The organism is Rhodococcus sp. IEGM 1406 (assembly GCF_030056745.1).
Taxonomy (GTDB): Bacteria; Actinomycetota; Actinomycetes; order Mycobacteriales; family Mycobacteriaceae; genus Rhodococcus_F; species Rhodococcus_F erythropolis.
The window spans coordinates 20,139-45,875 of record NZ_JASHKO010000001.1; the positions used below are offsets into that span (position 1 = coordinate 20,139).

The 25,737-nt window shown below is 62.7% G+C and carries 23 protein-coding genes; 15 read left to right on the top strand and 8 right to left on the bottom strand.

Annotated elements, in window-relative coordinates:
* Positions 1–143: 143 nt before the first annotated feature.
* The gene (locus QM596_RS00100; protein ID WP_259117908.1) at positions 144–1,124 is read right to left on the bottom strand and encodes a helix-turn-helix domain-containing protein; all 981 of its coding nucleotides are present in this window, start codon (positions 1,122–1,124) and stop codon (positions 144–146) included.
* A gap of 174 nt (positions 1,125–1,298) precedes the next feature.
* Here QM596_RS00100 and QM596_RS00105 point away from each other — a divergent pair, with 174 nt between their 5' ends.
* From QM596_RS00105 to QM596_RS00115, 3 genes are read left to right on the top strand one after another with little or no spacing between them, the layout of a single operon-like run.
* The gene (locus QM596_RS00105; RefSeq protein WP_007735239.1) at positions 1,299–1,934 is read left to right on the top strand and encodes a TetR/AcrR family transcriptional regulator C-terminal domain-containing protein; all 636 of its coding nucleotides are present in this window, start codon (positions 1,299–1,301) and stop codon (positions 1,932–1,934) included.
* Positions 1,935–1,970: 36 nt separating this feature from the next.
* The gene (locus QM596_RS00110; RefSeq protein WP_019746125.1) at positions 1,971–3,476 is read left to right on the top strand and encodes a class I adenylate-forming enzyme family protein; all 1,506 of its coding nucleotides are present in this window, start codon (positions 1,971–1,973) and stop codon (positions 3,474–3,476) included.
* 10 nt (positions 3,477–3,486) lie between these two features.
* Positions 3,487–5,178: an acyl-CoA dehydrogenase family protein gene (locus QM596_RS00115; protein ID WP_283307748.1), complete on the top strand. Its 1,692-nt coding sequence runs from the start codon at positions 3,487–3,489 to the stop codon at positions 5,176–5,178.
* Here the strand turns inward: QM596_RS00115 and QM596_RS00120 are convergent.
* Entirely contained in the window at positions 5,175–6,053 is an 879-nt protein-coding gene (locus tag QM596_RS00120; protein ID WP_042953452.1) for a LysR family transcriptional regulator, read from the bottom strand. The genes QM596_RS00115 and QM596_RS00120 overlap by 4 nt on opposite strands.
* A 146-nt stretch (positions 6,054–6,199) precedes the next feature.
* Here QM596_RS00120 and QM596_RS00125 point away from each other — a divergent pair, with 146 nt between their 5' ends.
* Genes QM596_RS00125 through QM596_RS00135 form a run of 3 tightly spaced genes read left to right on the top strand, consistent with a single transcriptional unit; the run spans position 6,200 to position 10,511 of the window.
* A complete protein-coding gene (locus QM596_RS00125; protein ID WP_047889988.1) occupies positions 6,200–7,570 on the top strand; it encodes an MFS transporter in 1,371 nt (456 codons plus the stop codon).
* Positions 7,570–9,285 (top strand): acyl-CoA dehydrogenase family protein, encoded by a 1,716-nt coding sequence (locus QM596_RS00130; RefSeq protein WP_283307749.1) that lies wholly within the window; start codon positions 7,570–7,572, stop codon positions 9,283–9,285. Before QM596_RS00125 ends, QM596_RS00130 begins: the two co-directional genes overlap by 1 nt.
* Positions 9,282–10,511, top strand: a complete 1,230-nt coding sequence (locus QM596_RS00135) for a CaiB/BaiF CoA transferase family protein (RefSeq protein WP_020909765.1) — start codon at positions 9,282–9,284, stop codon at positions 10,509–10,511. Before QM596_RS00130 ends, QM596_RS00135 begins: the two co-directional genes overlap by 4 nt.
* Here the strand turns inward: QM596_RS00135 and QM596_RS00140 are convergent.
* Positions 10,433–11,227 (bottom strand): LLM class F420-dependent oxidoreductase, encoded by a 795-nt coding sequence (locus tag QM596_RS00140; protein WP_020971420.1) that lies wholly within the window; start codon positions 11,225–11,227, stop codon positions 10,433–10,435. The genes QM596_RS00135 and QM596_RS00140 overlap by 79 nt on opposite strands.
* Before the next feature lie 286 nt (positions 11,228–11,513).
* Here QM596_RS00140 and QM596_RS00145 point away from each other — a divergent pair, with 286 nt between their 5' ends.
* Positions 11,514–12,122, top strand: coding sequence for a ClpP family protease (locus QM596_RS00145; protein WP_113682855.1), 609 nt, complete (start codon positions 11,514–11,516; stop codon positions 12,120–12,122).
* Between the two features lie 4 nt (positions 12,123–12,126).
* Positions 12,127–12,714: an ATP-dependent Clp protease proteolytic subunit gene (locus tag QM596_RS00150; RefSeq protein WP_003945993.1), complete on the top strand. Its 588-nt coding sequence runs from the start codon at positions 12,127–12,129 to the stop codon at positions 12,712–12,714.
* Here QM596_RS00150 and QM596_RS00155 read toward each other — a convergent pair whose 3' ends face one another.
* The 3 genes from QM596_RS00155 to QM596_RS00165 are packed head-to-tail and all read right to left on the bottom strand — an operon-like array spanning position 12,715 to position 14,460.
* Positions 12,715–13,083 (bottom strand): helix-turn-helix domain-containing protein, encoded by a 369-nt coding sequence (locus tag QM596_RS00155; protein ID WP_283307750.1) that lies wholly within the window; start codon positions 13,081–13,083, stop codon positions 12,715–12,717.
* A gap of 58 nt (positions 13,084–13,141) precedes the next feature.
* Positions 13,142–13,639 carry a TIGR04338 family metallohydrolase gene (locus QM596_RS00160; protein ID WP_021334407.1) on the bottom strand — a complete coding sequence of 166 codons (498 nt, stop codon included), beginning with the start codon at positions 13,637–13,639 and terminating at the stop codon, positions 13,142–13,144.
* Positions 13,636–14,460 carry a DUF2786 domain-containing protein gene (locus QM596_RS00165; protein WP_113682854.1) on the bottom strand — a complete coding sequence of 275 codons (825 nt, stop codon included), beginning with the start codon at positions 14,458–14,460 and terminating at the stop codon, positions 13,636–13,638. The genes QM596_RS00160 and QM596_RS00165 overlap by 4 nt, the downstream gene beginning before the upstream one ends.
* A 114-nt stretch (positions 14,461–14,574) precedes the next feature.
* Here QM596_RS00165 and QM596_RS00170 point away from each other — a divergent pair, with 114 nt between their 5' ends.
* The 6 genes from QM596_RS00170 (at position 14,575) to QM596_RS00195 (ending at position 21,671) form a co-directional block, all read left to right on the top strand.
* On the top strand, positions 14,575–15,648 hold the full coding sequence (locus QM596_RS00170) for an ABC transporter ATP-binding protein (protein ID WP_003946073.1): 1,074 nt from the start codon (positions 14,575–14,577) through the stop codon (positions 15,646–15,648).
* Positions 15,649–15,818: 170 nt separating this feature from the next.
* On the top strand, positions 15,819–17,108 hold the full coding sequence (locus QM596_RS00175; RefSeq protein ID WP_003946022.1) for an ABC transporter substrate-binding protein: 1,290 nt from the start codon (positions 15,819–15,821) through the stop codon (positions 17,106–17,108).
* Between the two features lie 20 nt (positions 17,109–17,128).
* Positions 17,129–18,304: a carbohydrate ABC transporter permease gene (locus QM596_RS00180; protein WP_020971415.1), complete on the top strand. Its 1,176-nt coding sequence runs from the start codon at positions 17,129–17,131 to the stop codon at positions 18,302–18,304.
* A complete protein-coding gene (locus tag QM596_RS00185; RefSeq protein ID WP_019746113.1) occupies positions 18,301–19,137 on the top strand; it encodes a carbohydrate ABC transporter permease in 837 nt (278 codons plus the stop codon). Before QM596_RS00180 ends, QM596_RS00185 begins: the two co-directional genes overlap by 4 nt.
* Before the next feature lie 22 nt (positions 19,138–19,159).
* On the top strand, positions 19,160–19,369 hold the full coding sequence (locus QM596_RS00190) for a hypothetical protein (protein WP_019746112.1): 210 nt from the start codon (positions 19,160–19,162) through the stop codon (positions 19,367–19,369).
* Between the two features lie 112 nt (positions 19,370–19,481).
* Entirely contained in the window at positions 19,482–21,671 is a 2,190-nt protein-coding gene (locus tag QM596_RS00195) for a transglycosylase domain-containing protein (RefSeq protein WP_041815441.1), read from the top strand.
* 24 nt (positions 21,672–21,695) lie between these two features.
* Here QM596_RS00195 and QM596_RS00200 read toward each other — a convergent pair whose 3' ends face one another.
* Together QM596_RS00200 and QM596_RS00205 are read right to left on the bottom strand one after the other, a co-directional pair.
* A complete protein-coding gene (locus tag QM596_RS00200) occupies positions 21,696–22,994 on the bottom strand; it encodes a T3SS (YopN, CesT) and YbjN peptide-binding chaperone 1 (protein ID WP_256065796.1) in 1,299 nt (432 codons plus the stop codon).
* Positions 22,995–23,189: 195 nt separating this feature from the next.
* Positions 23,190–24,158: an Lrp/AsnC family transcriptional regulator gene (locus QM596_RS00205; RefSeq protein ID WP_070797540.1), complete on the bottom strand. Its 969-nt coding sequence runs from the start codon at positions 24,156–24,158 to the stop codon at positions 23,190–23,192.
* Between the two features lie 234 nt (positions 24,159–24,392).
* Here QM596_RS00205 and QM596_RS00210 point away from each other — a divergent pair, with 234 nt between their 5' ends.
* A complete protein-coding gene (locus tag QM596_RS00210; RefSeq protein WP_283307751.1) occupies positions 24,393–25,712 on the top strand; it encodes an MFS transporter in 1,320 nt (439 codons plus the stop codon).
* Positions 25,713–25,737: the final 25 nt, after the last annotated feature.

Here is a 25,737-nt window from a genome sequence, read left to right on the forward strand (position 1 = left end):
AAAATCTACGCCCGCGAGGCCGAGCAAACTTGGCCGTCAGCGCCCGATACTTGGCCTACCGCGCCGAGAATTGTGGATAGGCGTCGGCGACAGAACGTTTTGAACATCATGTTGAATGGGTAAGTGTCCGAGGATGTTACAGATCAGCGAGCAGTACTTGTGGGGGCCACTGCTTGCGACCGGTATTGCCGCGGGCTGATCCCGAACTCCGCCTTGAATGCGCGACTGAAGGCGGCCAGGTCGGTGAATCCCCAGCGGTGAGAAATCTGGGTCAGCGACCGCTCTATGCCGTGGCGTTGCACGATCTCACGACGGCAACCGTCGAGTCGACGGCTGCGAATCGAACGCGACACCGTTGTGCCGTGTTCGGCGAAGGCTCGGTGCAACTGGCGAATGGAGACTTTGACTGATCCCGCGATGTCCACCGGTGACAGGGCCGGGTCAGCGATGCGGGCGTCTATGGCCGACAGAGCGGATTCGTACAGGCCAGTTCGCCGGGAGACGATCGGACGCGCCGTTGCGTGGAGAACCGACTTGACCAGGCTGCCGATCTCGTTGACGACTTCCTCCTCGTCTCCGCTCGCGTCGGACGTCATGCGGACGGAGGCAAGATCGTGAAGAAAGCGACCCAGCAGGCCACTCAGGCCCGCGTGTCCGTCGAAGGCAATGGCGGTCAAGCTCGTGACCTCCGCGTCGCTGAGTGACAGGTATGACCGTGGCCAGGTGAACACCTCGAGTCCCCAGATGCCGTCGTGTGCGTGTCCCTCGATCTGCCAATCGAAGGGGCGCGTGGTGTCGTACAGGACGTAGTCGCCACGTCGTAGGACGCATTCGCGGTCGTCTTGCCGCACTACCGCGCTACCGCGGCGGATCATTCCGATTTGCAGATAGTCCGCACCGTCACTCTTGATCAGGCTGCTGCTACGGACTATTCGTTGTTCCATCGATTGAACTGCGGACACCCGAACGTGTGCGAGTTGGGCCGAGTGCACGGCCCCACTGAATCCATCGCCGTCTTCGATATCGGATACGTCGAGCGCGACAAAATGCTCACGCAATAAATCTGCCCAGTCGCCCGTGAGAGTCGTGCGTGTGGGCAGGGAGAAGCCGGATCGCGCGAGCATTGCAGGGCGCCTCCTCGCAGAAAGCCGAAGTTCTCGGGTGCTCGATGTTCAGAGAGTAATCCCGCACATCGGACATGTCGATAGGAGTCGACATGTCATCACGTCGGGAGAAATTGTTTGCCATACAAACAACGCCGAGTTATTGTTTGTCATACAAACAAGTAGGAGTTCGTGATGGTCACCGAGTCAGTTCCCGCAGCGCGCGCGACGCGTGAGTCGGGCAAGCAGACGCGCATGGCACTGTTCAACGCTGCAACCGAGCTCTTCCTCGAACATGGCGACAGCGTGTCCATCGCGCAGATCTGCACCGCCGCCGGCGCCCATCCCAACCAGGTGACCTACTACTACGGCTCAAAAGAGAAGCTCTTCGTCGAGGTGGCGTGTGCAGCCGTTCTGCGCGCAGGCAAGCGTGCCGAGGTCGACGCCGCCGACGCCGACACCGTGGGTGACTACACCGAGAAGCTGGTCGGATCACTCCTCGGCTCGGGCGCTCCCAGTGTCGAACTGTTCGTGGAAGCGATGATGATGACGGGTCGCCGTGGTGAACTCCGCGATCTGATCTCCGAGACGCTTCGCACTCTGCATTCCTCGGGTGAAACAGCCCTCCTCCGTACCTTGATCCGCACCGGCTGGCAGCTGCGCGCGGGCATCGACGTCGAATCCAAGGCCTTCTGGTCTGCGATCTTCGGCCTCGTCATTCAGAAAACTGCCACCGGCGAGAGCTTCGGTTACTCCCTCGAGGAGGCGGTCGCCGTCATCTTCGCCACTCTCCAGATACCCGACGCCGTACTCAACAGCTCGATGGAATGAACTCTCTTCGAGCGTGATTCTCCGACAAGGACTTCGATGAACATCGTTCGCGTATTCGACAGCAACGTCACCAAGACCCCGGACAAACCCTTCCTGATATTCGACGGTCACGATCACACGTACTCCCAGGTTCAGGACGGAAGTCGACGCGCCGCAGGCTATTTGCAGTCGCTGGGCGTGCAGCCGGGCGACCGCGTCGCGCTGATGTGTTACAACACTCCGGGATTCGTGTACGCGATGCTCGGTGCCTGGCGCTTGGGCGCCGTCGTGGTCCCCATCAACCACAAGATGCAGACTCCGGAAGTTGCCTACGTGCTGGGACACGCGAAGGTGTCGGTGTGCGTCTTCGACGGTGAGTTGGCGCCGGTTGTCGGTCGACTGGAGACAACGGCCAAGCTGATCAGCACGGACTCTGTCGCAGACGGTTTCGACTTCTTCGACGACGCCATCACCCGCCAAGAGGGCGTTGACGGTATCGACATCGACGAGAACGATCCGGCTGAAATCCTCTACACCTCGGGGACTACCGGTTCGCCCAAGGGCTGCGTCCACAGCCACCGCAACGTCGTCGGTGTTGCCGTCACCGCGGCCCTCGCCGTGTCGACGACTCGGGACGAGCGCCTGCTCATGGCCGTCCCGATCTGGCACGCTTCCCCGCTCAACAACTGGTTCATGTCCACGCTCTACATGGGCGGAACCGTCGTGCTGCTGCGCGAGTACCATCCCGTCAAATTCCTGGAAACTGTTCAGGAACAACGTATTACCCTCTGCTTCGGCCCGCCGGTCATCTACACCACTGCACTCAACCTCGTGCCGAACTTTGCCGACTACAACCTCGGAAGCGTTCGTGCGTGGTTGTACGGCGGCGGACCGATCGGCGCGGATGTCGCTCGGCGACTGGTGGAGTCGTACGGCACCACCGAATTCCGGCAGGTCTACGGCATGACCGAGACCGGGCCGGTGGGCACTGTGCTGTACCCCGAGGAGCAGTTGAGCAAGGCGGGCTCGATCGGCCGCGTCGCGCTGGCCGGCGTCGACCTGCGCCTGGTTGCCGATGACGGTACCGACGCGGAGCCCGATCGGATCGGTGAGATCTGGCTGCGCGCCGACACCGTCATGCAGGGGTACCTCGACGACCCCGCTGCCACGAAGGCTGCTTTTGCCGACGGAGGTTGGTACCGCACCGGCGATCTGGCGCGCAAGGATGCGGACGGTTACCTCTTCATCGTCGACCGCGCGAAGGACATGATCATCACGGGCGGTGAGAACGTCTACTCCAAGGAGGTCGAGGACGTGATCTCCGGCCACCCGGACGTCGTCGACGTCGCCGTTGTCGGAAAACCCAACGAAGAATGGGGCGAGACCGTCGTCGCACACGTCGTCTGGCGTGAACCGGATGTCATCAGCGCCGACGACATCAAGGACTACCTCTCGGACAAGTTGGCGCGCTACAAGATTCCGCGTGAAGTGGTGTTCGCGACCATTCTTCCGCGTACACCGACCGGCAAGATCCAGAAGCACCTCATCCGCGCAGCGAGCTGAAAGGCCTGTCATGACTGATATTTCCGAGAAGACCGTCACCCACCCGGCTCCGCATCGCACCCATGCAGTGCTCAACCAGTCGGTACCGCGCACGGACGTCAACGAGTTCCTGCTCGATACGGTCCTGGTCGAAGGCGTCGCGCGCCACGACGCCGATTGGGCCACAAGCGAACTCACCGACATTGGTGAACTGGTCGGCAGTGCTGGATTCCAGCACGACGCCGAGTTGGCCAACACGGTGATCCCCGAATTGAAGACCTTCGATCGCTGGGGAAACCGCATCGACGAGGTCGAATACCATCCGTCGTATCACCGGATCATCTCTGCTGCCGTTGCGCACGGTGCGCACACCTCTGCCTGGGCTGACCCGAAGCCGGGTGCCAACGTGGCTCGGGCCGCGGCATTCATGCTCTTCTCCCAGGTCGAACCGGGCCACGCGTGCCCGATCTCCATGACGCACGCCGTGATCCCCTCGCTCGAGCTGCAACCCGATGTAGCCGCCATCTGGACCCCGCGTGCCCTTTCTCGGAGCTACACCCCCGAGTTGGATGCTCCCGGAAAGGCATCCGCGATATTCGGAATGTCCATGACGGAAAAGCAGGGCGGCTCCGACGTGCGAGCCAACACGACCATCGCCAAGCCGGCCGGACGTGGCGGCCCGGGTGCGGACTACCTGCTCACCGGACACAAGTGGTTCTGCTCCGCGCCGATGTCCGACGCGTTCCTGGTTCTTGCTCAGGCCGAAGGTGCAGCCGGTGAGGGACTTTCCTGCTTCCTTCTCCCCCGCATCCTGCCCGACGGCACACGCAACATCTTCCGCATCCAGCGTCTGAAGAACAAGCTGGGCAACAAGTCCAACGCGTCGTCCGAGATCGAACTCGACGGCACCGTCGGCACCATGATCGGCGAACCGGGTCGTGGCGTGCGGACCATCATCGAAATGGTGTCCCAGACGCGACTCGACTGCATCCTCGGCAGCACGGCAGGTATGCGTCAGTCGGTCGCCGAAGCGGTGTGGCATGCACGGCACCGCAGCGCTTTCGGTGCCGTCCTGGCAGATCAGCCGGCGATGACGTCGGTGCTTGCCGATCTGGCTCTCGAATCCGAAGCCGCCACCATCACCGCACTGCGATTGGCTCGCGCGCAGGACGAGGACGCGGACGAGCAGGAAAAGGCGTTCCGCCGACTCGCGACGGCTGTTGCGAAGTACTGGATCTGCAAGCGCGGCCCGCACCACTCCTACGAGGCACTCGAGTGCCTGGGCGGCAACGGCTACACCGAGGACTTCCCGCTTGCCCGTCGCTACCGTGAGCAGCCCGTCATGGCCGTGTGGGAGGGGTCGGGCAACGTCATCGCGCTCGATGTCCTGCGCGCGATGACCCGTGAACCCGATTCCGTTGCCGCCTTCGACCACGAGGTCAACCTCGCTCGCGGCAACAACCCGGTCCTCGATCAGCACCTCGATCGGGTACGACGCCAACTCGGTGAGCTCGCCACGATGGCACCCGCCGACGCCCAGCTCCGCGCTCGGACCGTCGTCGAGGCAATGGCGTTGGCGCTGCAGGCTTCGCTCATGGTGCGCCACTCCCCGGCCGCCTCGTCCGATGCGTTCATTGCCGCTCGCCTCGGCGCCGACCGTGGTCACGAGTACGGAACTCTGCCTGCGGGAACAGATTTCGCCGGAATTCTCGCGAGAGCCTAAGGCTGCTCCCTCAGTACCCTGGTGACGGTGTGTACTGCCGGCGTCGGATTGTTCGGTCGCCATGCCATCGCGATTTTCAGCGTGGGCGTGGCCCCGGCGATCGGCAGGTACACGACCCCGTCCATGGACAGATGCGCCGTCGACTCCACGACGACGGCGATCCCGACCCCCGCTCCGACCATGGCCAACAGGCTGTACGGATCGGGGGCTTCGTGCGCGACGGTGGGCGTGAAACCTGCTGTGGCGCAGACGGACAACGTCGCATCGCGCACCACCGAGCCGTGCTCGGCGGGATACATCACGAATCGCTCGGTTGCCAGGTCTTCCGGTGACACCGACTCCCTGGTACTGAGGTGATGCCTGGCCGGGACCGCGACCATCAAGGTTTCCTCGCGCACAGTGTGAGTCTCGAATCCGCGCGGAATGGGCAGGCCGACTATGCCCATGTCGAGTGTTCCGCGTCGGAGAGCGTCGAGCACCTCACCCGAGTACATCTGCGGCCGTAGGTCCAGTTCGATTCCCGGATGGGAGTCGGCCAGCGATCGTGTCAGGGCCGACAGCACCGTGTAGCCGCCCGTTCCGCCGAAACCCACCGTGACACGGCCTGTTTCCCCGGTTGACGCCGCCGATGCGATATCTCGTACGACGGCGATCTGCGCTTCGATGATTCGTGCGGGCGTGACCAAGGCCTCGCCGGCTGCGGTCAATTGCACTGATCTGGTGGTCCGGACAAACAGGTCGGTGCCGAGTTCGCGCTCGAGCGCCCGAATGGTCTGGCTGAGCGGGGACTGCCCGATGTGGAGGCGCTCGGCGGCCCGGCCGAAATGAAGTTCGTCGGCGACTGCGAGAAACGCGCGCAGCTGACGCAATTCCATGTCGCTCCTCCCGGGTTTCATTATGTGGTTCTTCCACATAAATGAGTCGAACTAAGTCTTGGACTCTACATGGATTTCGGACGATAGTGATTCACGCCTCACATTGCATCCCTTGGTGATGCCCGACGCGAGAATCAGGGAGAACCGTGGATCAACACCCAGGTCAAGACACCAATCCGCCTGAATACAACACCAAACAGGCACGCAAGGCCGGAATCACGGCGTTTGTCGGAACGACTATCGAGTGGTTCGACTTCTACATCTACGGAACCGCATCTGCCTTGGTGCTCGGCCCGCTGTTCTTCCCGGATGCGTCGCCGGCGGTGGGAACACTCGCAGCCTTCGCGACTTTTGCCGTGGGATTCGTGGCTCGTCCTGTCGGCGGAGTGGTGTTCGGTCATTTCGGAGACAAGTTCGGTCGCAAGAACGCCGTGATCATCACCCTCGCGCTCATGGGGTTGGGAACTGTCGGTGTCGGTCTCCTCCCTACGTACTCCCAGATCGGGATCTGGGCACCGATACTGCTTGTGGCACTGCGTGTTCTCCAGGGCATTGCCATGGGCGGCGAATGGGGTGGCGCCGTATTGATCGCCACCGAGTTCGCTCCCCCGAAGAAAAAGGTGCTCTACGGTGCGTTTGCGCAGCAGGGTTCACCGGTCGGCAACCTGCTCGCGACGCTGGCCTTCCTCGGCCTGACGTTGATGTCGGATTCCGTGTTCGAGTCGTGGGGTTGGCGTCTGCCGTTCCTCGGATCCGCAGCTTTGGTGATCGTCGCTCTCTACATCCGACTGCACATCTCCGAGACACCCGAGATGAAGAAGGCTGTTGCGGCACAGGAACGTACACGGATGCCGCTGGTCGAAGTGTTGCGTTCGCATCCCGTCGAACTTGCTCTCGGCGTCGGCGCTGTGGTTGCCGGTGTTGCCATCACGTACGTCAAGACAACCTTTGCGCTCTCCTGGGCGACAACGGATCTCGGCTTCGAGCGCAGTGACTTTCTCCTCGTGATCACCGTGGCACTGGTAGCCCAGGCGCTCGTACAGCCTTTCGGTGCTGTGCTGGCCACGCGGATCGATCCGTCGAAAGCGGTCCGTTGGATGCTGCTTCCGGAGATCGTGCTCCTACCACTGATGTTCGTGCTGGTTCAGACGGGCTCCGTGCCCTTGGCGATTCTGGGTATGGTCCTCGCGACGGCGCCTCACGCAATGTATTACGCCGCGTTGGCCGGCATCCTGGCGCAGGTTTTCCCCACCAATGTTCGGTATACCGGCATCTCTCTGTCGTACCAATTGTCGACAGCCGTATTTGCCGGAACGGCCCCGATGGTCAGCCAGTATCTGCTGACGCGAACCAACTCGATCTGGCCGGTCGTCGCTCTTGGGCTCGTGTATGTCGTTCTCTCCCTTGTCTGTATGACGGCACTGTTGCGCAGGAGTGCGCTGCACGCGCAAGGGCTGGAGTCGACGAGCTCCTCGAACATGACCGATGTTTCCACCCTGAAAGGCGTTGACCACTGATGAACTTTGCACACACCGACCCCGCTCTGACAGCGGTAGTGGACAGATGGACCGCCGGGGCGGACCGAGAGACGTTGAACGGATTGCTCGACCGACTGGGCCGAGATGCCGCCGGCCGTTTGTCCGAGCTTGCCGACATCGCAGACAAGAACCCGCCGGTGCTGCAGCAATTCGACAAGGCCGGTGACCGCGTCGACCGGATTTCCTATCACCCGGCCTACCTGGAACTGTGCCGGGCGGCATACAACGAGTACGGCCTGTCCGCGATGTCGCACCGAAAAGGGTTGCACGGATGGGACTCCGTGCATCCGCCACTCGCGAAGTACCTCGCGTCGTACATCTTCGTGCAGGCCGAGTTCGGGCTGGCCTGCCCGGTTTCGATGACAGATGCTGCTGCGCGGACCCTGCGTATGTTCGGTGATCCGGCCGTGTTCTCGCCCTGGATCGACGCGTTGACGTCGACGGACCCCGAGCAGGCGAAGACGGGTGCGATGTTCATGACCGAGATTCAGGCAGGCACCGACATCGCCTGCACCGAAACACGCGCCGAGCGCGACGGTGACGGATGGGTTCTGACGGGCAAGAAGTGGTTCGCCTCCAACCCGGATGCCGATGTGATCATCACCCTCGCGAGATTCCCGGGCGGACAGGATGGTTCGACGCGTGGAGTTGGAATGTTCATGGTGCCCAAGACCGTGGGATCCGGCGAGCGCAACAACCTCACGATCGATCGTCTCAAGGACAAGCTGGGTACGCGTTCGATGCCGAGCGGCGAGGTGACGCTGAACCGCGCGCACGCACTCCAGGTCGGTGAACTCGATCGAGGGTTCCGCCAGATGGCGGAGATGGTCAACACGTCTCGCCTCTCCAATGCGATGCGTTCGAGCGCTCTCATGCGCCGAGCAGTCCGCGAAGCCGTCGAACATTCGAAGAGCCGAGTCGTGTTCGGTAAGAAGCTATTCGAGCAGCCGCTGATGCGGGCGACGCTTCTTCCCCTTGCACTCGATGCCGAGGCCTCGCTGGCCCTGGTCGCGTACAGCGCACAGTGTCTTCAGGCAGCAGACGGCGGCGACGAACAGGGGCGCGCACTGATCAGGGTACTGACACCGATCGCCAAACACTTTGTCTGCAAACGCGCGCGGGTGGTCACCGGCGAGGCCATGGAGGTGCGCGGAGGAAACGGCTACATCGAGGAATGGGCCAACGCGCGACTAGTGCGGGATGCCCACTTGGGCTCGATCTGGGAGGGCTCGAGCAATGTCATTGCGCTGGACGTACTTCGGTGCCTACGCAAGTTCAACTCGCACCGCACGGTCGCGGGAGCGATGACGGACATCCTGTCCACCGTCGGACCGGATTGCGAAGCCGGGGCCGGAGTTCTGTTGCGGCGCTGGGAGGAACTGGTAGAGGAAGGAGATCGTCTGATCTCCGGATCTGACGATGCCGCCCAGGCCGCCAGCGCAAAGTATTCCGACGAGCTCGCTCGTGCCGTCATGGCGACCCTGCTTTTCGATCTTGCGGATCACGGCATCCGACACGGTAATGGGTACCGGTCACTGCTGGTGGCTAATTCCTACCTGGCCGGTCTTGCCGGGAAGGTGCCGTCGGCTGCGCTCGGCAATCTCGACGTGATAACCGACGGCGGTGGCGTCGAACTGGATGATGCACGTGACGTCGTAGCCGAGTTCCTCTCTGTAGCAGGTGGTCATCGGTGAACTCTCCAACAGGCCCCACACCCCTCGCCGGTGTCCGTGTTCTGGATCTGTCGAAGATCCTTGCCGGGCCGTACGCAACCATGTCGCTTGCCGATCTCGGTGCGGACGTCACCAAGATCGAACACCCTGAAGGCGGCGACCCCACGCGTTCGTGGGGGCCTCCCTTCGTCGGGGTAGATGCGGCCTACTACCTCGCGATCAACCGCGGTAAGAAGTCGGTCACGATCGACCTCAAGTCCACCGAAGGACAGGAGATCATCCACCGCATGCTCGAAGAGACCGATGTAGTCGTGGAGAACTTCAAACCGGGCAGCGGATTACAGAAGATCTTCGACTACCAGGCGCTGTCCGAGCGATACCCGCATCTGATCACCCTGCACATCTCTGCCTTCGGTGAAGAAGGACCGCTGCGCGACGAACCGGGGTACGACATGATCGCGCAGGCCGCGGGTGGGCTCATGTCGCTCACCGGTGAACCGGGTGGTGCTCCGATGAAATCCGGGTTTGCGTTGGGAGACTTGGGCGCAGCGCTTTTCGGACTGGTCGGTGTCCTGGCTGCATTGGTCGAGCGAGGCCGGACCGGGCGCGGACAGTACGTGACCACGTCGCTGTACGAGTGCCAACTCGCGATGCACGTGAACTGGGCGACCAGTTACTTCGCCACCGGTGAGCGCCCGACTGCGTTGGGCTCCGGTCATCCGAATCTTGCTCCGTATCAAGCATTTCCTGCCAGCGACGGGTACTTCGTCATCGCTGTCGGCAACGACGGGATGTGGGCGTCGCTGTGCGAGGCCATCGGAAGGAGTGAACTGGTCACCGATCCGCGTTTCGTCCACAACCGCGACAGGGTGGAGAACCGCGAGAGTCTGGAACGAGAACTCACCAGCGCCTTCACATCGGAAACCGTCGAACACTGGTGCGCTCTTCTCGCCGAACGCGCCGTACCGGTCTCACCGATCCGGCATCTCGACGAGATCTACTCCGATCCCCACACCGCCGCGCTCGGAATGGTCGGAACCGTCGACCATCCGACGCTCGGACCGTTGAAGCAAGTGGCCTTTCCGGTCAACTTCTCCGGCCAGAGGCCACGTCTGACGTCGGCGCCGCCCGTTCTCGGCGCCGACAACGACGAAGTCCTTGGTACCGCTCAGGCCAGCCCGCTCAACGCAGGCGGTGTGTTGTCGTCGCGCCAAGCGATGGCCTCGGCAAGCGTCGTGAGGTCGTAGTCCGGTCCGCTGACGCCGACGGTGAAGAGCGAGACGCCGTCGGCGACCAGGTCAGCAGCATTCTCGAGCCCAGGCCACGGAACCGAGTGCTCTACTTCCAGCGGGTTCCGGCCTACGTCGGCGCAATGGTCGGAGAGGATGCCTGACTTGCGCAGGTGTGTCTCGCGGTCACCGAAGCTGTGCCAGACGTCGGCGTACTCGGCGACCAGGCGCAGGGTCTTCTTCTCGCCGCCACCGCCGATGAGGACCGGGATGTTGCGCGTCGGCGGCGGGTTGCCCTTCGCCAGGCGGCCCGTGATGCGGGGGAGGTATTCGCCCAGCAGTTTCAGCCGTGAACCGGGAGTGCCGAAGTCGTATCCGAACTGGTCGTAGTCCTTCTCGAACCAGCCGGCACCGATGCCGAGGATCAGGCGTCCGCCGCTGATGTGGTCGACGGTTCGCGCCATGTCGGCCAGCAGATCCGGATTGCGGTAGCCACCACCGGTGACCAGGGCGCCGATCTCGACGCGTTCGGTCTGCTCGGCCCAGGCGCCGAGCATGGTCCAGCATTCGAAGTGGGCGCCGTCGGGATCGCCGGTCAACGGGTAGAAGTGGTCCCAGTTGAAGACGATGTCCACCCCGGCGTCCTCGGACCGCAAGACGGCGTCGCGTATCAACCCGTAATCGGGTGCGTGCTGGGGTTGGAGTTGAACACCGATGCGTACCGGACGAGTCATGCCACGCTCCTGACGAGAGGAATGGTTGTCTTCTCCCATCATGGCCGGGTGTGCGCGGTACCGCTACCGCCGCCGTCGGTGACGGGTTTGCCCGCTCTTGTACCCACCCCTTTTCGAGCGAACGGTACTTTCGGCGCCTTAGATCGACTGAACGTGCCGTTCGCTCAAAAAAGGGGGGCAGGCAAAAGGGGGGCAGGCAGAAACAGGGGGCGGGCAAGAACAGGGGTAGTCTGCCCACAGCAGACAGGCGGGGCCGCGGCACTGCCGCGCCGGTAGGAATGGATTCATGACTACTGAAGTGCCCACCGATACCGGCTACCGTGACCTGTTGACAGACAGGCTCTTCCGACAGCGAACCATTCTGCTCACCGGTGAGGTCAACGACGCCATGGCCGAACGGGTGTGTTCGGAACTGGTGCTCCTCGCCACCACCGACCCCAAGCGCGACATCGTGCTGTACATCAATTCACCCGGCGGATCGGTGTTTGCCGGCCTGGCCATCTACGACACGATGAAGCTCATCCCCAACGACGTCGTGACGGTCGCGATGGGCTTCGCCGCCAGCATGGGCCAGGTGCTTCTCTGCTCCGGCACCCACGGCAAGCGAATCAGCCTGGCGCACAGCCGCATCATGATGCACCAACCTTCGGCGGGTATCGGTGGCACTGCGGTGGACATTGCGATCCAGGCCGAGAGCCTCGAGCTGATGAAGCGTCAATCGCAGGAAATCCTCGCCGCCGAAACGGGCCGGACCGTCGAAGAGATCGAGACCGACAGCGATCGGGATCGCTGGTTCACCGCCGAGCAGGCGCGCGAGTACGGAATCGTCGACCGCGTCGTGACGTCCTTCGCCGAGATCGCACCGCAAGCCACCTTCCCCAAGATCGGATTGTGACGTCATGTCCCAGTACACGATTCCCAGTGTCATCGAGCGAACACCAACGGGTGAGCGATCTTTCGACATCTTCAGCAGGCTGCTCAACGAACGCATCGTCTTTCTCGGCACAGAGATCGACGACGGCGTCGCCAATGTCGTGATGGCTCAGATGCTGCATCTGCAGGCCGACAACCCGGATCGCGAAATCGGTTTGTACATCAACTCTCCCGGCGGTTCCACCACGGCGATGCTCGCGATCTACGACACCATGCAGTTCTTGAAACCGACGATTTCGACGTACTGCATGGGTCAAGCGGCTTCGGCTGCTGCAGTGCTTCTGGCCGCAGGCACTCCGGGCCATCGGCATGTTCTTGCCCATTCGCGGGTGCTGCTGCATCAACCGTCGACGCAAGGTAGCGGCACCATCTCGGACCTCGCGCTTCAAGCAGCCGAGATCCTGAGAATCCGGGAGCAGACCGAGGCGATTCTGAGTAAGCACACCGGTCAGAGCGTCGAGCGGCTCCGTAAGGACACCGATCGCGACAGGATCTTCACTGCCGACGACGCTATCTCCTACGGACTGGCTGACACCCTCATCGAAGGGAACTGATCAGGCTGCCATCAGGACGGGACCGGAGATCGGTGCGGGAGAATGTCCGAAGGTGAGGGAGTTGAGCGCAACGATCCTGTTGCCCGCTCGGAACAGCAGGTGCTCGAGCGGCATCCCGAGCGCTTCGCAGATGGCGCGCAGAATTTCCGACGACGGTTCCTTCTTGCCCCGTTCGATCTCGGAGAGGTACTGCTTCGACATCCCGACCTTTGCGGCTACGTCGTCGAGAGTTCGGTCCTGATCGCGTCGGACCTCCCTCAGCACTCGTCCGTAGGCTTCACGAATCAGCGGGGGTTTGCGCACGGCGACAGCCGGATCGGGGAGTTCCGACTCACCCTTGATCAGGACCAGTCTGCGCGGCGCATCCATAGGCCGAGTATTCCAGCCGACCGGTTCGCACACCACCCGGTTCACCGAGGGCTGACATCTAGTCCGTTCGAACACCACCAGCAAGAAACATCGCTCGAAGAACGAAGGTCGCCTCGGGTCCGATGATCTCACCGACCAGGCTCGTGTAGCGGTCGACGAACTCGGGCCCGTGGGAGGCCTCGTCGGAAGTGGGGTCGCCGAGGTGGTGCGCAAGTTCGTGCAAGACAACGAATTCGCGTAGCGCCCACCGGCCGTCACGGTCGTCCGGGACGGCGATGACGTCGTTCGAGTAGTGAGCGGCGGCATTGCCGGCGCGGGAGCGTACGGACACCGGAACGGTTGCGCGAGGCCAGGTCGCGAGTACCCAGTTCAGCCCGAGTAGCTGATCGCAGTACGCCTGGACCGACTCCACGGAACCGAATTTGCGCTCGACCGGCAACGTGATGGTGGAACCCATGACCTCGACGCTCCGAAGTCCGCGCTCGTCGGCGCGATCGAACATGGTGCGCACCAACGTCTCTGCCTCGTAAACGGCGTTCCGCTGCGTATCCCTCACGAGTCGAGCTGCCCGCGCACCCCGCCGATCTCCGGAAGGTTTCCCAGACGTGCGGAGCGCGCCGCCCGATCACCCGCTCGTCGAGCATGCGAGGAGTGCCCGGCACTCGCGCGGCCACCGCCCCGCCACGTCCCACGTGCCTGGGAGTTGGACGAGTAGTAGTCCTTGAGCTCGATTTCCTTGTTGCGCAGCACGAGTGCGGTTTCCGAAGACGACGTGGCAGATTCTGCGATCGCCGCCTTCTCCGTCTCCTGCTTCGTCTCGGCTAACCGAGCACCGATCCGGGACGCGTACGCCATCTGGAAGTTCAGGCGCGCCGTCACTCCGGCCACCGGCTTGCGGACCTGCGTGCTGACGCGTCGTCGTCCACGAGTTTCGACGACGGTCCGCACGGATGTTTCGCCGCGGTACGCCCCGGAGCGCACGTACGCGTCGGAGTCACGGACCATCTGGAAGAGCAGGCTCGAGTACAGCGCTTCGCACACGTCGATGTCACCGGCGAAGCCGTAGGCGTAGATGACGGCCGACGTCTGCGCGATGTCGCACTGTACGTCGTTGGCAGCGGCGATCGCGATGAACAACTGGGCGTACGTTCGCAGCCCGCGCTTGCCCGGTTCGCCGATGGTGATGAGCCGCTGAGTGGGTGTCGCACGTTTTTCCGAGGACGCGGTGTGCGCCCGCGCGACCGCCAGGTCGATCGCGGAACCGGTGGCCAACCGCTGCGCGGCGGCCATGAAGGCTTCACCTTCGTGTGGATTGTCGGTGGACTCCGCTTGGCGAAGCAGCGCACCGATGCGGGTCAGCATCTTCTCCGAACTCACCGTGAAAGACTACGCTCGCGCGCCGACACGGACGTTTATGCTGCTAGCGCACACGCTCACCCTCAACTTGGATCGTCCGGCACGTTCCTGCCGGTAGAAGGGATCAACCCCGTCATGGCTTCAGTGACTTTCGAGAGCACCACCTGCCTGTTCCCCGGATCGAACACCCCGGCAGTGGACAAGCTCGACCTCGAGATCGAGGACGGCGAGTTCCTCGTCCTCGTCGGACCATCCGGCTGCGGAAAGTCGACCACCCTGCGCATGCTCGCCGGGCTCGAAGACGTCCACAGCGGGCGCATCCTCATCGGCGACCGCGACGTCACCGGTCAGGAACCGAAAGAGCGCGACATCGCGATGGTCTTCCAGAACTACGCGCTGTACCCGCACATGTCGGTGGCCGAGAACATGGGTTTTGCGCTCAAGCTCGCCGGAACCAACAAGACGGAGATCCGCGCCCGCGTCGAAGAGGTCGCGAAGATGCTCGATCTCGAGCCGTACCTCGACCGCAAGCCCAAGGCGCTGTCCGGTGGTCAGCGTCAGCGAGTTGCGATGGGCCGCGCCATCGTCCGCCAGCCGCAGGTCTTCCTCATGGACGAGCCCCTCTCGAACCTCGACGCGAAACTCCGTGTTCAGACGCGCACGCAGATCGCTCAGCTGCAACGACGCCTCGCGACGACGATGGTCTACGTGACCCACGACCAGGTCGAGGCCATGACGATGGGTGACCGCGTCGCAGTCCTCGAAAAGGGAATCCTGCAGCAGTGCGCCTCGCCGCGCGAGCTCTACAACAAGCCGAAGAACGTCTTCGTCGCCGGCTTCATGGGTTCACCCGCGATGAACCTCTTCACCCTCCCCGTCGTCGACGGCGGCGTCGCATTCGGTGACGGGATCGTTCCCGTTCCGCGCGAGACGATGAACGGTGTCGTCGAAACCGAGGTTGTTCTGGGTATTCGCCCCGAGCACCTCGAGATCGCCGCCGAAGGCTTGCCGATGGAGGTCGACGTCGTCGAGGAACTCGGTTCCGACGCCTACGTCTACGGTCGCACCACGATCGGCGGACGGTTGCAGCAGATCGTTTCGCGTGGTGACTGGCGCAACCCGCCGCAGAAGGGCGAGCGCGTCAACCTGCGCGTCGACCCTGAGAAGGTGCATATTTTTGCCACCACCGACGGGCGTCGCCTGGGTTAGGTGGACCTGTCAAACGACACATGACCGATTCAGGTTCGGCGTAATACCCACAAGTAGGGGTGTCTCGTGCCACAGTAGGGGCCGATGCCGGGAGCCGGCACCCATGGCGCATGCCGTGAGCCGGCTCTCGGTGACCGTCTATTTGTCATACACATACGGGGAGCGAATCCATGGTTCTGAACTCGAAGGCGATGCGCCGCGCTGCAATTGCAGCCACGGCAGCGTCCATGCTGGTACTGGCAGGCTGCTCGTCCGATTCGGACAAGGACAGCGGAACCAGCACCACGGCCGCATCCGGGGGATCGTCCTCGAGCGAAGGCCGCGGACCCATCACGATCGTCGAGGGGCAGGATGCCCTGAACGAGGCGCTCGAAAACATCATCACCGACTGGAATGCGGAGCATCCGGACGAGAAGGTCACGCTCAAGCCGCTGGCCAAGGAAGCCAACGCGCAGGTCGACGACATCACCCAGCGCATGCAGGCCAAGAGCGACGAGTACGACCTCATCGGCGTCGACGTCGTCAACACCGCTCAGTTCGCCGCAAACGGCTGGCTGCTGCCGCTCGAGGGTGACCTCGCGATCGACGAGTCCGGCCTGCTGCCGTCGACCGTCGCTTCGGGCACCTACAACGGCAAGCTCTACGCAGCGCCGAAGAACACCAACGCCGCGTTCCTGTACTACCGCAAGGACCTCGTCGAGAAGGCTCCCACCACGTGGGCCGAGCTCAAGGAAAACTGCCCGAAGGCTGTCGAAGCCGGCATCTCCTGCTACATCGGTCAGTTCAAGAACTACGAGGGCCTGACGGTCAACACCACCGAGATCACCAACGCTTTCGACGGCCCGTGGGTCGGCCCGGACGGACTCACCCCGGCCATCGACGACAAGACGAAGGCAGGCGTTCAGTCGATCGTCGACAACTTCGCCGACAACACCATCCCGCAGGAAGCACTGACCTACTCCGAGGGCGAGTCGCAGACCGCGTTCGGTGACGGCAAGGCACTCTTCATGCGCACGTGGTCCGGCTTCTCGGTCGACGGTGAGAAGACCTCGGTTGCCGGCAAGTACGGCTACACCGTTCTTCCGGGTGTCGACGGACCGGGCGCTTCGACCGTCGGCGGCTACAACGTCGGCATCAGCGCGTACTCCGACGCGCCTGCAACGGCTCGTGACTTCCTCGAGTTCATGCAGACCAAGAAGTCGCAGACGTACTTCACCGAGGTCGGCGGCGCACCCGTCCTCTCGGCTGTCTACGACGACCCGGCAGTGCTCGCTCAGTTCCCGTACTTCGCGACCCTGAAGGAAGCACTCGCTACCGCTCAGCCGCGCCCCGTCACGCCGTACTACACGCAGGTGTCGAAGTCGATCTCCGACAACACCTACGCTGCTATTCGCGGCGAGAAGACCGTCGAGCAGGCTTTGGCGGACACCAAGGCCGGCATCGAAACCGCCGGTAACTGATCTACCAGGAGCAATAAGCAATGGCAGAACCGCAGGATCCTTCCGCGGCTGTGCCTACCAACCCCACGGTCGGGGCCGGTTCAACCGGTCCCGACCGTTCGGGCGTTGGTGGGAGACACCGTGCACCGGAACCGCTAGAAGAGCCGTCGGCATCCGAGGCAGCAGGGACATCCCTGACCAAGGTTCTGCCTGACCTTGCAGCTACTCCACCCCCACCGACCTCGCCCCCGCCTGCGTCGGCCGACAAGCCGAAGAAGCGTCGACGAGTTCCGGTGTGGGCGTTCGTCGCACCGTCGCTGATCGTTCTCGCCGTCATCATTCTGTATCCGCTCGGGCGAGCGATCTGGATGTCGATGCACAGCGACGGCAAGAAGCTCGATCCCGAGACCGGCATGTTCGTCACCGGTCAGTTCACGTGGTTCGAGAACTACAAGAACTGGATCACCCAGTCCTGCAACACCGCCAACGGCTCGATTCCCTGCCCGCCCGGCACGCTCGGATCGCAGTTCTGGCAGTCGATCGGAAATACGTTCGGCTTCACCGTCGTCACCGTCCTGCTAGAGACGGTGATCGGTCTGTCGATGGCGCTGATCATGGCCAAGACGTTCCGCGGCCGCGGTTTGCTCCGCGCTTCCGTGCTGATTCCCTGGGCCATCCCCACCGCCGTCACCGCGAAGCTCTGGTTCTTCATCTTCGCCAACGACGGCATTGCCAACAAGATCCTCGGCACCAACATTCTGTGGACGGCGGATCCCTGGCCCGCGCGCTTCGCGATCGTCGTCGCCGACGTCTGGAAGACCGCGCCGTTCATGGCGTTGCTGATTCTCGCGGGTCTGCAGATGATTCCCGCGGACGTCTACGAGGCCGCCAAGGTCGACGGTGCGACGGCGTGGCAGCGGTTCCGCATGATCACGCTTCCGCTGGTCAAGCCCGCACTCATGGTGGCGGTGCTCTTCCGCACGATGGACGCGCTGCGCATGTACGACCTGCCCGCGATCATGATGGGATCCAATCCCGCCACCTCCACCATCTCGGTTCTGGTGGTCGATCAGATGCGCGTCGGCGCTAATTCGGCGTCGGCACTGTCCACCATCACGTTCCTCATCATCTTCGCTGTGGCCTTCATCCTGGTCCGATTCCTCGGAGCCAATGCGGTCAGCACGCAGGAAAAGCAGCGGAAGGGGGAGCCGGTATGAACAAGGCACTACGCGGCAAGATCGGCACCTACATCGGCGTCGTACTGATCATCGTGTGGGGACTCGCTCCCTGCTACTGGATGATCGTGACGGCGTTGCGCGACCCGGCTGACACGTTCTCGACGTCGCTGTGGCCCACCAATCTCACGCTGTCCAACTTCACCGCGGCGCTCGATCCCGACGCGAAGGTGAACTTCACCCGGGCACTGATGAACAGCCTCATCATCGCGGGTGCGACCACGCTGATCGCCTTGGTCATCGGTGTGTTCACCGCCTACGCGCTCTCGCGATTCGATTTCCGTGGCAAATACTTCGTCACCGGAATCATCCTCGGCGCGTCCATGTTTCCGGTCGTCGCTCTCGTGACCCCGCTGTTCCAGTTGTTCACCGACATCGGCTGGATCGGCAGCTACAAAGCGCTGATCATCCCGAACATCTCGTTCGTGCTGCCGCTGACGGTCTACACGCTGACGTCGTTCTTCTCCGAACTTCCGTGGGAGCTCGAAGAAGCGGCGCGTATCGACGGCGCCACCCGTGGCCAGGCGTTCCGTCTGATCATGCTGCCGCTCGCCGCGCCGGCACTGTTCACCACCGCGATTTTGGCTTTCATCGCAACGGTCAACGAGTACCTGCTTTCGCTGCAACTCTCGAGTGACAAAACCGCGCCCGTCACGGTGGCGATGGCCAAATTCTCCGGAACCGACCCATTCGTCACGCCGTACACCTCGATCATGGCCGGCGGAACCCTTGTGATGATCCCGCTGGTCATCATGGTTCTCATCTTCCAGCGACGCATCATCGCCGGTCTGACCGCAGGCGGCGTCAAGTCGTGATGCGCGCCTGCGCGCGGTTTCGATGAGGCGGGCTTCGCGCGCCCAGCGCATGGAGCTGATCGCCGGCTTCATCTCGGTCTTCGCCCTCATGGCGTTGATCGGCGCTGTGGTCGCGATCGTCAAGGGCGACCCCGGCGTGATGCCGTCTTTGGTGCTGCTCGGTTGCGTCGTCGCTCTCGGGCTGGCGTTCCGCGGATATCGGAACGCGGTCCGAGCAGAACGTCGCGAGTAGCCAGCCCGGTAGGGTGACATTTCGGTATCGCAGTTGCCGGGAGTTATCTGATCGAGATATCACCCTGGTGGAATGGTGCCGGTAAGTCCGGATCCACGACCGGGAGTGTTGAGTGAGTCCATCGAACAGATCGAGTGCGACGGGTGGCGATCAGTCGTCGGCTCGATCGGGCAAGTCGGCTAATTCCCCACGGTCGAGCAAGTCGGCCAAGCCGGAGAAGAAGCAGCGCTCCAAGTGGCGGTACGTCCGGCGGACCATCTACGTTCTCGTGCTCCTGATGATCATCGTGCCTGCGTCGGTTTTTGCTGTCGCGTACAGCCGGACCGACGTCCCGCGCCCCTCGGACATGCAGACCAATCAGGTGTCCACCATCTACATGGCCGACGGCACGACCGTGCTCGGCAAGGTGGTGCCGGCGGAGGGAAACCGCACCGAGGTCGCGTTGTCGGCCATCCCGATTCACGTCCGCGATTCGGTGCTCTCGGCGGAGGATCGCAACTTCTACACCAACCCCGGCTTCTCGATCTCCGGATTTGCTCGCGCTGCCCGAGACAACGTGATGGGCAAGGAAAGCGCCGGCGGTGGCTCGACGATCACTCAGCAATACGTGAAGAACGTCTTGGTCGGTGACAAGCGCAGTATCGACAGGAAGCTGCGTGAGCTTGTCATCTCCGCCAAGATGGCGCGCGAATGGTCCAAGGACGACATCCTTGCCGCGTATCTCAACACCATCTACTTCGGTCGCGGTGCCTACGGTATCGCCGCCGCGTCGAACGCGTACTTCGACAAGCCGGTCAGTGAGCTGAGCGTCGAGGAAGGCGCAGTTCTCGCTTCCGTCATCCAGAGCCCGTCGTTCCTGGACCCCGAGACCAATCTGTCCGCACTGCAAGCGCGCTGGGACTACGTTCTCAACGGCATGGTGGAACTGGGCAGCCTGACCAAGACGGATCGCGACGCGATGCAGTTCCCGGCTGTCGCCCCCGCCAATCGGCCGACCGATCTGAACCAGGCGCCCGGACCCGAAGGCCACATCAAGACTCAGGTACTCAAGGAACTGGCCGAGGCCGGTATCAGCGACCAGACGCTGAACACCGCTGGTCTGCAAATCACGACAACCATCGACCCGGTTGCGCAGGAAGCTGCGCTGGGCGCCGTCAAGCGGAATCTCGACGGTGAACCCGAAGACCTGCGGACCGCAGTAGTGTCCATCGACCCCAAGACCGGTGGCGTCGACGCCTATTACGGCGGTGACGACGGAGCGGGATTCGACTACGCCCAGGCGCCGCTGCAGACCGGTTCAGCGTTCAAGGTCTTCGGCCTGGTCGCAGCATTGATGGAAGACATTCCGCTGTCCGCACGGTTCGACAGTTCACCGCTCACGATCAACGGTGTGACCATCGGAAACGTCGGCGGCGAATCCTGTGGTCGATGCACCATCGCCGAGGCACTCAAGCGTTCGCTGAACACCAGCTTCTACCGGTTGATGCTCTCGATGGAGAACGGTGCCCAGAAGATCGCCGACGCCGCCCATCTGGCCGGCATCCCCGAACAGATTCCCGGACTCGACTACCCGACGCTCACACAGGAGGGTGGTCCGCCGGAGAACGGAATCGTGCTCGGCCAGTATCAGTCTCGTGTTATCGACATGGCATCCGCGTATGCGACGCTCGCCAACTCCGGTGTGTACCAGCAGCCGCACTTCATCCAGAAGGTCGTGACGGCCGAAGGTGAAGTCCTGCTCGATCGCCCGGTCTCTCCCGGTGAGCGTCGTCTCGATGCTGCCGTTGCCGACAACATCACGCAGGCAATGCTGCCGATCGCGTCGTACTCGAACGGTCACGCGCTCGCCGGTGGACGCCCGTCTGCTGCCAAGACCGGCACCGCGCAGTTGGGTGACACGGGGCAGAACAAGGATGCGTGGATGGTCGGTTACACGCCGTCGCTGTCCACCGCGGTGTGGATCGGAACTTCCGACGCGCAGGCCATCACCAACTCCTACGGCGGCTTGATCTACGGCTCCGGAGTGCCTGCGGACATTTGGAAGAGCACGATGGACGGCGCCCTGAAGGGCTCCGACTGGGAGAGCTTCCCGTGGCCCGACCCCATCGGCGGGCAGGCCGGCGTTCCCGCCAACTCCGGTGTGACCTCGGGTGACGGGACGGGCACGCCCACGACGGGCGCGGCCGCTCCCCCAGCACCCATCGAGGTGCCCGGCCTGCCGCCGATCGAAGTGCCGCAGCTTCCCCAGTTGCCGCGTCAGATCGAGATCTTGCCTGGCATCGTCATCCCGCTACCGGGCTGACAAGTAGCGCTCGATTTCCGGGTCTCAGGCCTGATCGTCGAAGAGGCCGAGCTGGGTCGGCGCTGCATCCTTGGCGGGAAGTACAACGACGCGCAGTCCGCGCCTGAGGTTGCGGATCGCGTGCGTCCACGCGCGCTTTTCGCCCGCGCACAGGTCGGTGTCGTCGTCCTTGCGCCGGATGGACTCGGTCAACGCCTCGTGCCAGGCCGTCTCCTGCTCCTGGCTGATCCTCAGGTAGTCGAGAATGGTGTCGCGGTCGTGCTCACAGATCACGGCAACCTCTTCGGCGCTGAGCTCGCCCGTTCCGTCGGCGTCGAGTTCGAGGAGCGCCATGAGTGCCGGAGGAAATTCGTGGCACTCGTGTGATTCGTATTCGGCACCGGGATCTTCGTGCTCGGAGGCCATCCCGTCGTTGAAGGCGGTGTCTCCGGTAGCGCGAATGGGTTGCCCGCCCAGTTCTTCGGCGAGTTCGTCCGATGCTTCGGCCAATTCGGCGAACGAGCGCAGAGCCCGCAGGAGGTGCTCGGCGACGAAGGGTGCGCCGTCCACCCGCACAACGCCCAGCACACTCTGCTCGACGAGAATGAGTTTGATGGTCGGCCACTGCCGATTGAGCTGGGCGAGAACAACAGCAGCGTTATCGACGTTCTCCACCGAATGCACGACCCGCGAGAACACCTCCACGTACTCGTCCTCCTCGAGGACGCGCACATAGGTGACCTGCTCACCGCGGACGAGCGGGATGTCGCCGTCGTCGTCACGCTTGGGTGGATGGCCGAGAAGGCGTTCGACGGCCCCGTCGACCAGGATCCGCAGCATGTCACCCGAACCCGAGGGAGCGTGCGACGGCGTCGTGGCGAACGCCGGCGTCGACTCGCGTCCACTGGTGCTGGCACGCAGGAACGACGGGTGCGCAATGCTCCACATCTCGCGGAAGACACGCAACACCTTTGTCACCAGTTCCTCGGGACGAGTGCGGTCGACGTCGATGTAGAAGGACATGGACCCGTTGCCCTCGGGCTCGTGCTCGCACAGATCGGGAGCGCTGAACCCCATGTCGAGCAGCGCTGAATGGTCTTCCGGTTCGAGCATCCGCAGTGGGTGCAGAAACCTGTTGGAAGGGACTTCACAGCGCACGGAGGTCTGGTTCCACGCGAAGAACTGGATGCACGCGGGTGCGTCTGCCAGTTCGTCCATGCTGTCGTAATGCGACTCCACCACGAGAGTGTCGTCGTCCTCCATCACGGAGATGTAGCGAGCGAGATGAGTCTCGAAAGTAGTCCAGGCACTCAGGATTTCCAGATCGAAAGTATTGTCCGACATCGTCGCTCCTCTGGTCCGGGGGGCGCATGGGGCCCTACCGACGACTCGCCGAAACCCCTGCTTTTCAAACCCCGCCTACGACGGTAGTCCTGGGGTCCGACAGTGTGACTACGTTCGTGCCTGGCTGAGTCGACAAGCAATATGTGGCCAAGGTTTTCTTAATTGGGTGACACCCATGTGAGTTCCAGCGATCCCCTAGATTTCGGAGTCGGTGGCACGGAGGTCTGGGGCAAGGACACCGCTGCGTTTGAGTGCAGTCACCACGAACGTGGAGACGACCGTCTGAGCCCGCTCGAGTATGGGCGAGCGAGTGATCACCGTATGCAGTTCCTCCTTGGTAGCGACAATCAGATCTGCGACGATCTGATACTCACCGGTGATGGCTGCGGCGTAGCGGATGCCAGGATGCGATAGCAGCGACTCTCCGATGGCGTCGATGTCTCTGGGCGCGGCCTTGATCCACAACATCGCCTCGACCGGTAAACCAAGCTCGGCCGGATCGACAACAGCACGCACGGCGATTGCTCCAGTGCGACGAAGTTCGTCAACTCGACGACGGATGGTTGCTTCGGAGACTCCAGCGGCACGGGCGAGCTTGTCATTGGGCAGCCGTCCGTCACCAGCGAGGACGCGGAGAATCACCCGATCGGTTTCACTGAACGCGACGACGGCATCGTTGGGTGACTGAGGCGGGAGTACGAACTCGCGGAGTTTCGAAACCTGTTCCGGGGTAAGGAAATCTGGATGCCATTCGTATCCGGTGCGGTAGTACTTCACTACCGGCAGAGTCGACATGCCAACCATGCCGGGAGTGCCGGGGAGTTCATCGAACAGCAGCGTCGGCAGCGAGCCGGCCGGAGTCCGTATCTCGGTCACGCAGTCGACGTGCCCGGTCAGCGTGTAGGTAAAGGTGGTGTCGCGCCGACGGGCCAGCGCCGATGCTGCGATCTTCACCGTCTGCGGGGTACAGGTAACGCTGACGATGGCGGCCGGTCCAGGAGTGCTCCACGCCGCGACGACGACGGTGCCCGACTCGAGCAGCGCGGTCCCGCGCCTACTCACCGTGCGCTCGGGTTCGCCGAGAACGTCCGCAATCCGCCGCCAGGACGCCCGACCGTCCACCTGCAGCGCGCACACAATCTTTCGATCAAGGTCATCCAACATTGGCCAACTATATGGCCATTTTCGTCAACTTGTCGAGAAGGGTTGCCGATATTGATCAAATTCAGAACGCTGTTACTCACGCCACAGCATCGGCCCGGTGCTGATCGTGACTTCAGAGAGAGAACCCACCATGTGCAGCTTGTCCCGATTTCGTCTGGATGGACCTGTCGAGGATTCGGTCACAGCATCTGACTTGACCGCCGCCGATGTCATCTTCGCCGAAGGGGGTACTCGATGACCGTCCAGAAAAGTGGAGCAATGACGACGGTGCCCGACCCCCCCAAACTGACGGCGTTGCAAAAACGTGTTTTGGCCGGAGGTGCGGTCGGACAGTTCATCGAGTACTACGACTTCATGCTCTACGGCCTGTCCGCCGTAGTGCTTTCGAAGTTGTTCTTCCCCGGCGAAAGCGCGGTGGCCGGCCTCCTCGGCGTTTTCGCGACGTTCGGTGTGGCCTTCCTCGTACGGCCTCTCGGCGGCATCTTCTTTGGCTCTCTCGGCGACAAGATCGGCCGTCGTAAGGTCCTGTTCATCACGTTGATGTCGATCGGGCTGGCCACAACTACGATCGGGTTGCTACCAAGCCATGAGCAAATCGGCTGGCTTGCACCCGCACTTCTGGTGCTGTGTCGCCTGGTCCAGGGGTTCTCCGCGGGTGGGGAATCAGTGGGAGCTCCGACCTTCGTTTTCGAACATGCCCCTGTCGATCGGCGAGGATTGTGGATCAACATCACGCTGGCCGCCACGGCTCTGCCGTCGGTTTTTGCAGGCGGACTGATCCTTGTCATCAGCCAAACGATGAACGACGACGCCTTCACGTCCTGGGGATGGCGCATTCCCTTCCTTCTTGCTCTGCCGGCTGCATTCTTCGGATTGTGGATCCGTTCGCGAACCGAGGAAAGCGACGCCTTCAAGAAGGCTCACGCGAAGGAAGAGCCCGGGTACCGGCCTGTGCGAGAAGCGTTTCGTCGAAACAAGCTCGAGATGTTCCAGGTCGTGTTCGTGATGGGCCTGGTGGCGATGGGGTTTTACACACTGTCCGGGTATTTCGTCGCCTACGTGCAGACGACCGGCAACCTGGGCCGCGAGCAATCTCTGCTCATCAACGGCGCGGCGATGCTGTTCTACTCGATCCTGCTGCCGATCGCAGGAATCATCGGGGACCGCGTCGGGCGTAGGCCCATGCTCATTGCCGGCACTGTCGCCCTCACTACATTGACTGTTCCCTCATTCCTCCTGGTTACCAGCGGAACCATTGCTATGGCGATCGCCGGTGAGCTGCTGTTTGTAGTGCCGCTGTGCATCTACGGCGGTGGTTGCTACGCATTTTTCGTTGAGATTTTCGATACCAAGACGCGGTTCACCTCTGCTGCCATCAGCTACAACACGGCCTTCGCCGCCTTCGGCGGCACTGCCCCGTTGGTGGGCACAGCGCTGGTCTCGGCCACTGATGTCGCAGTTGCACCCGGTTACTACATCACCGCGGCGGCTGTCTTGGTTCTGGTGCTTCTCATCGCTACGCGGGTTCCGGAAACCCGTGGACGCATCGACTGAAATACATTCCCTCGCAGATTCTTTC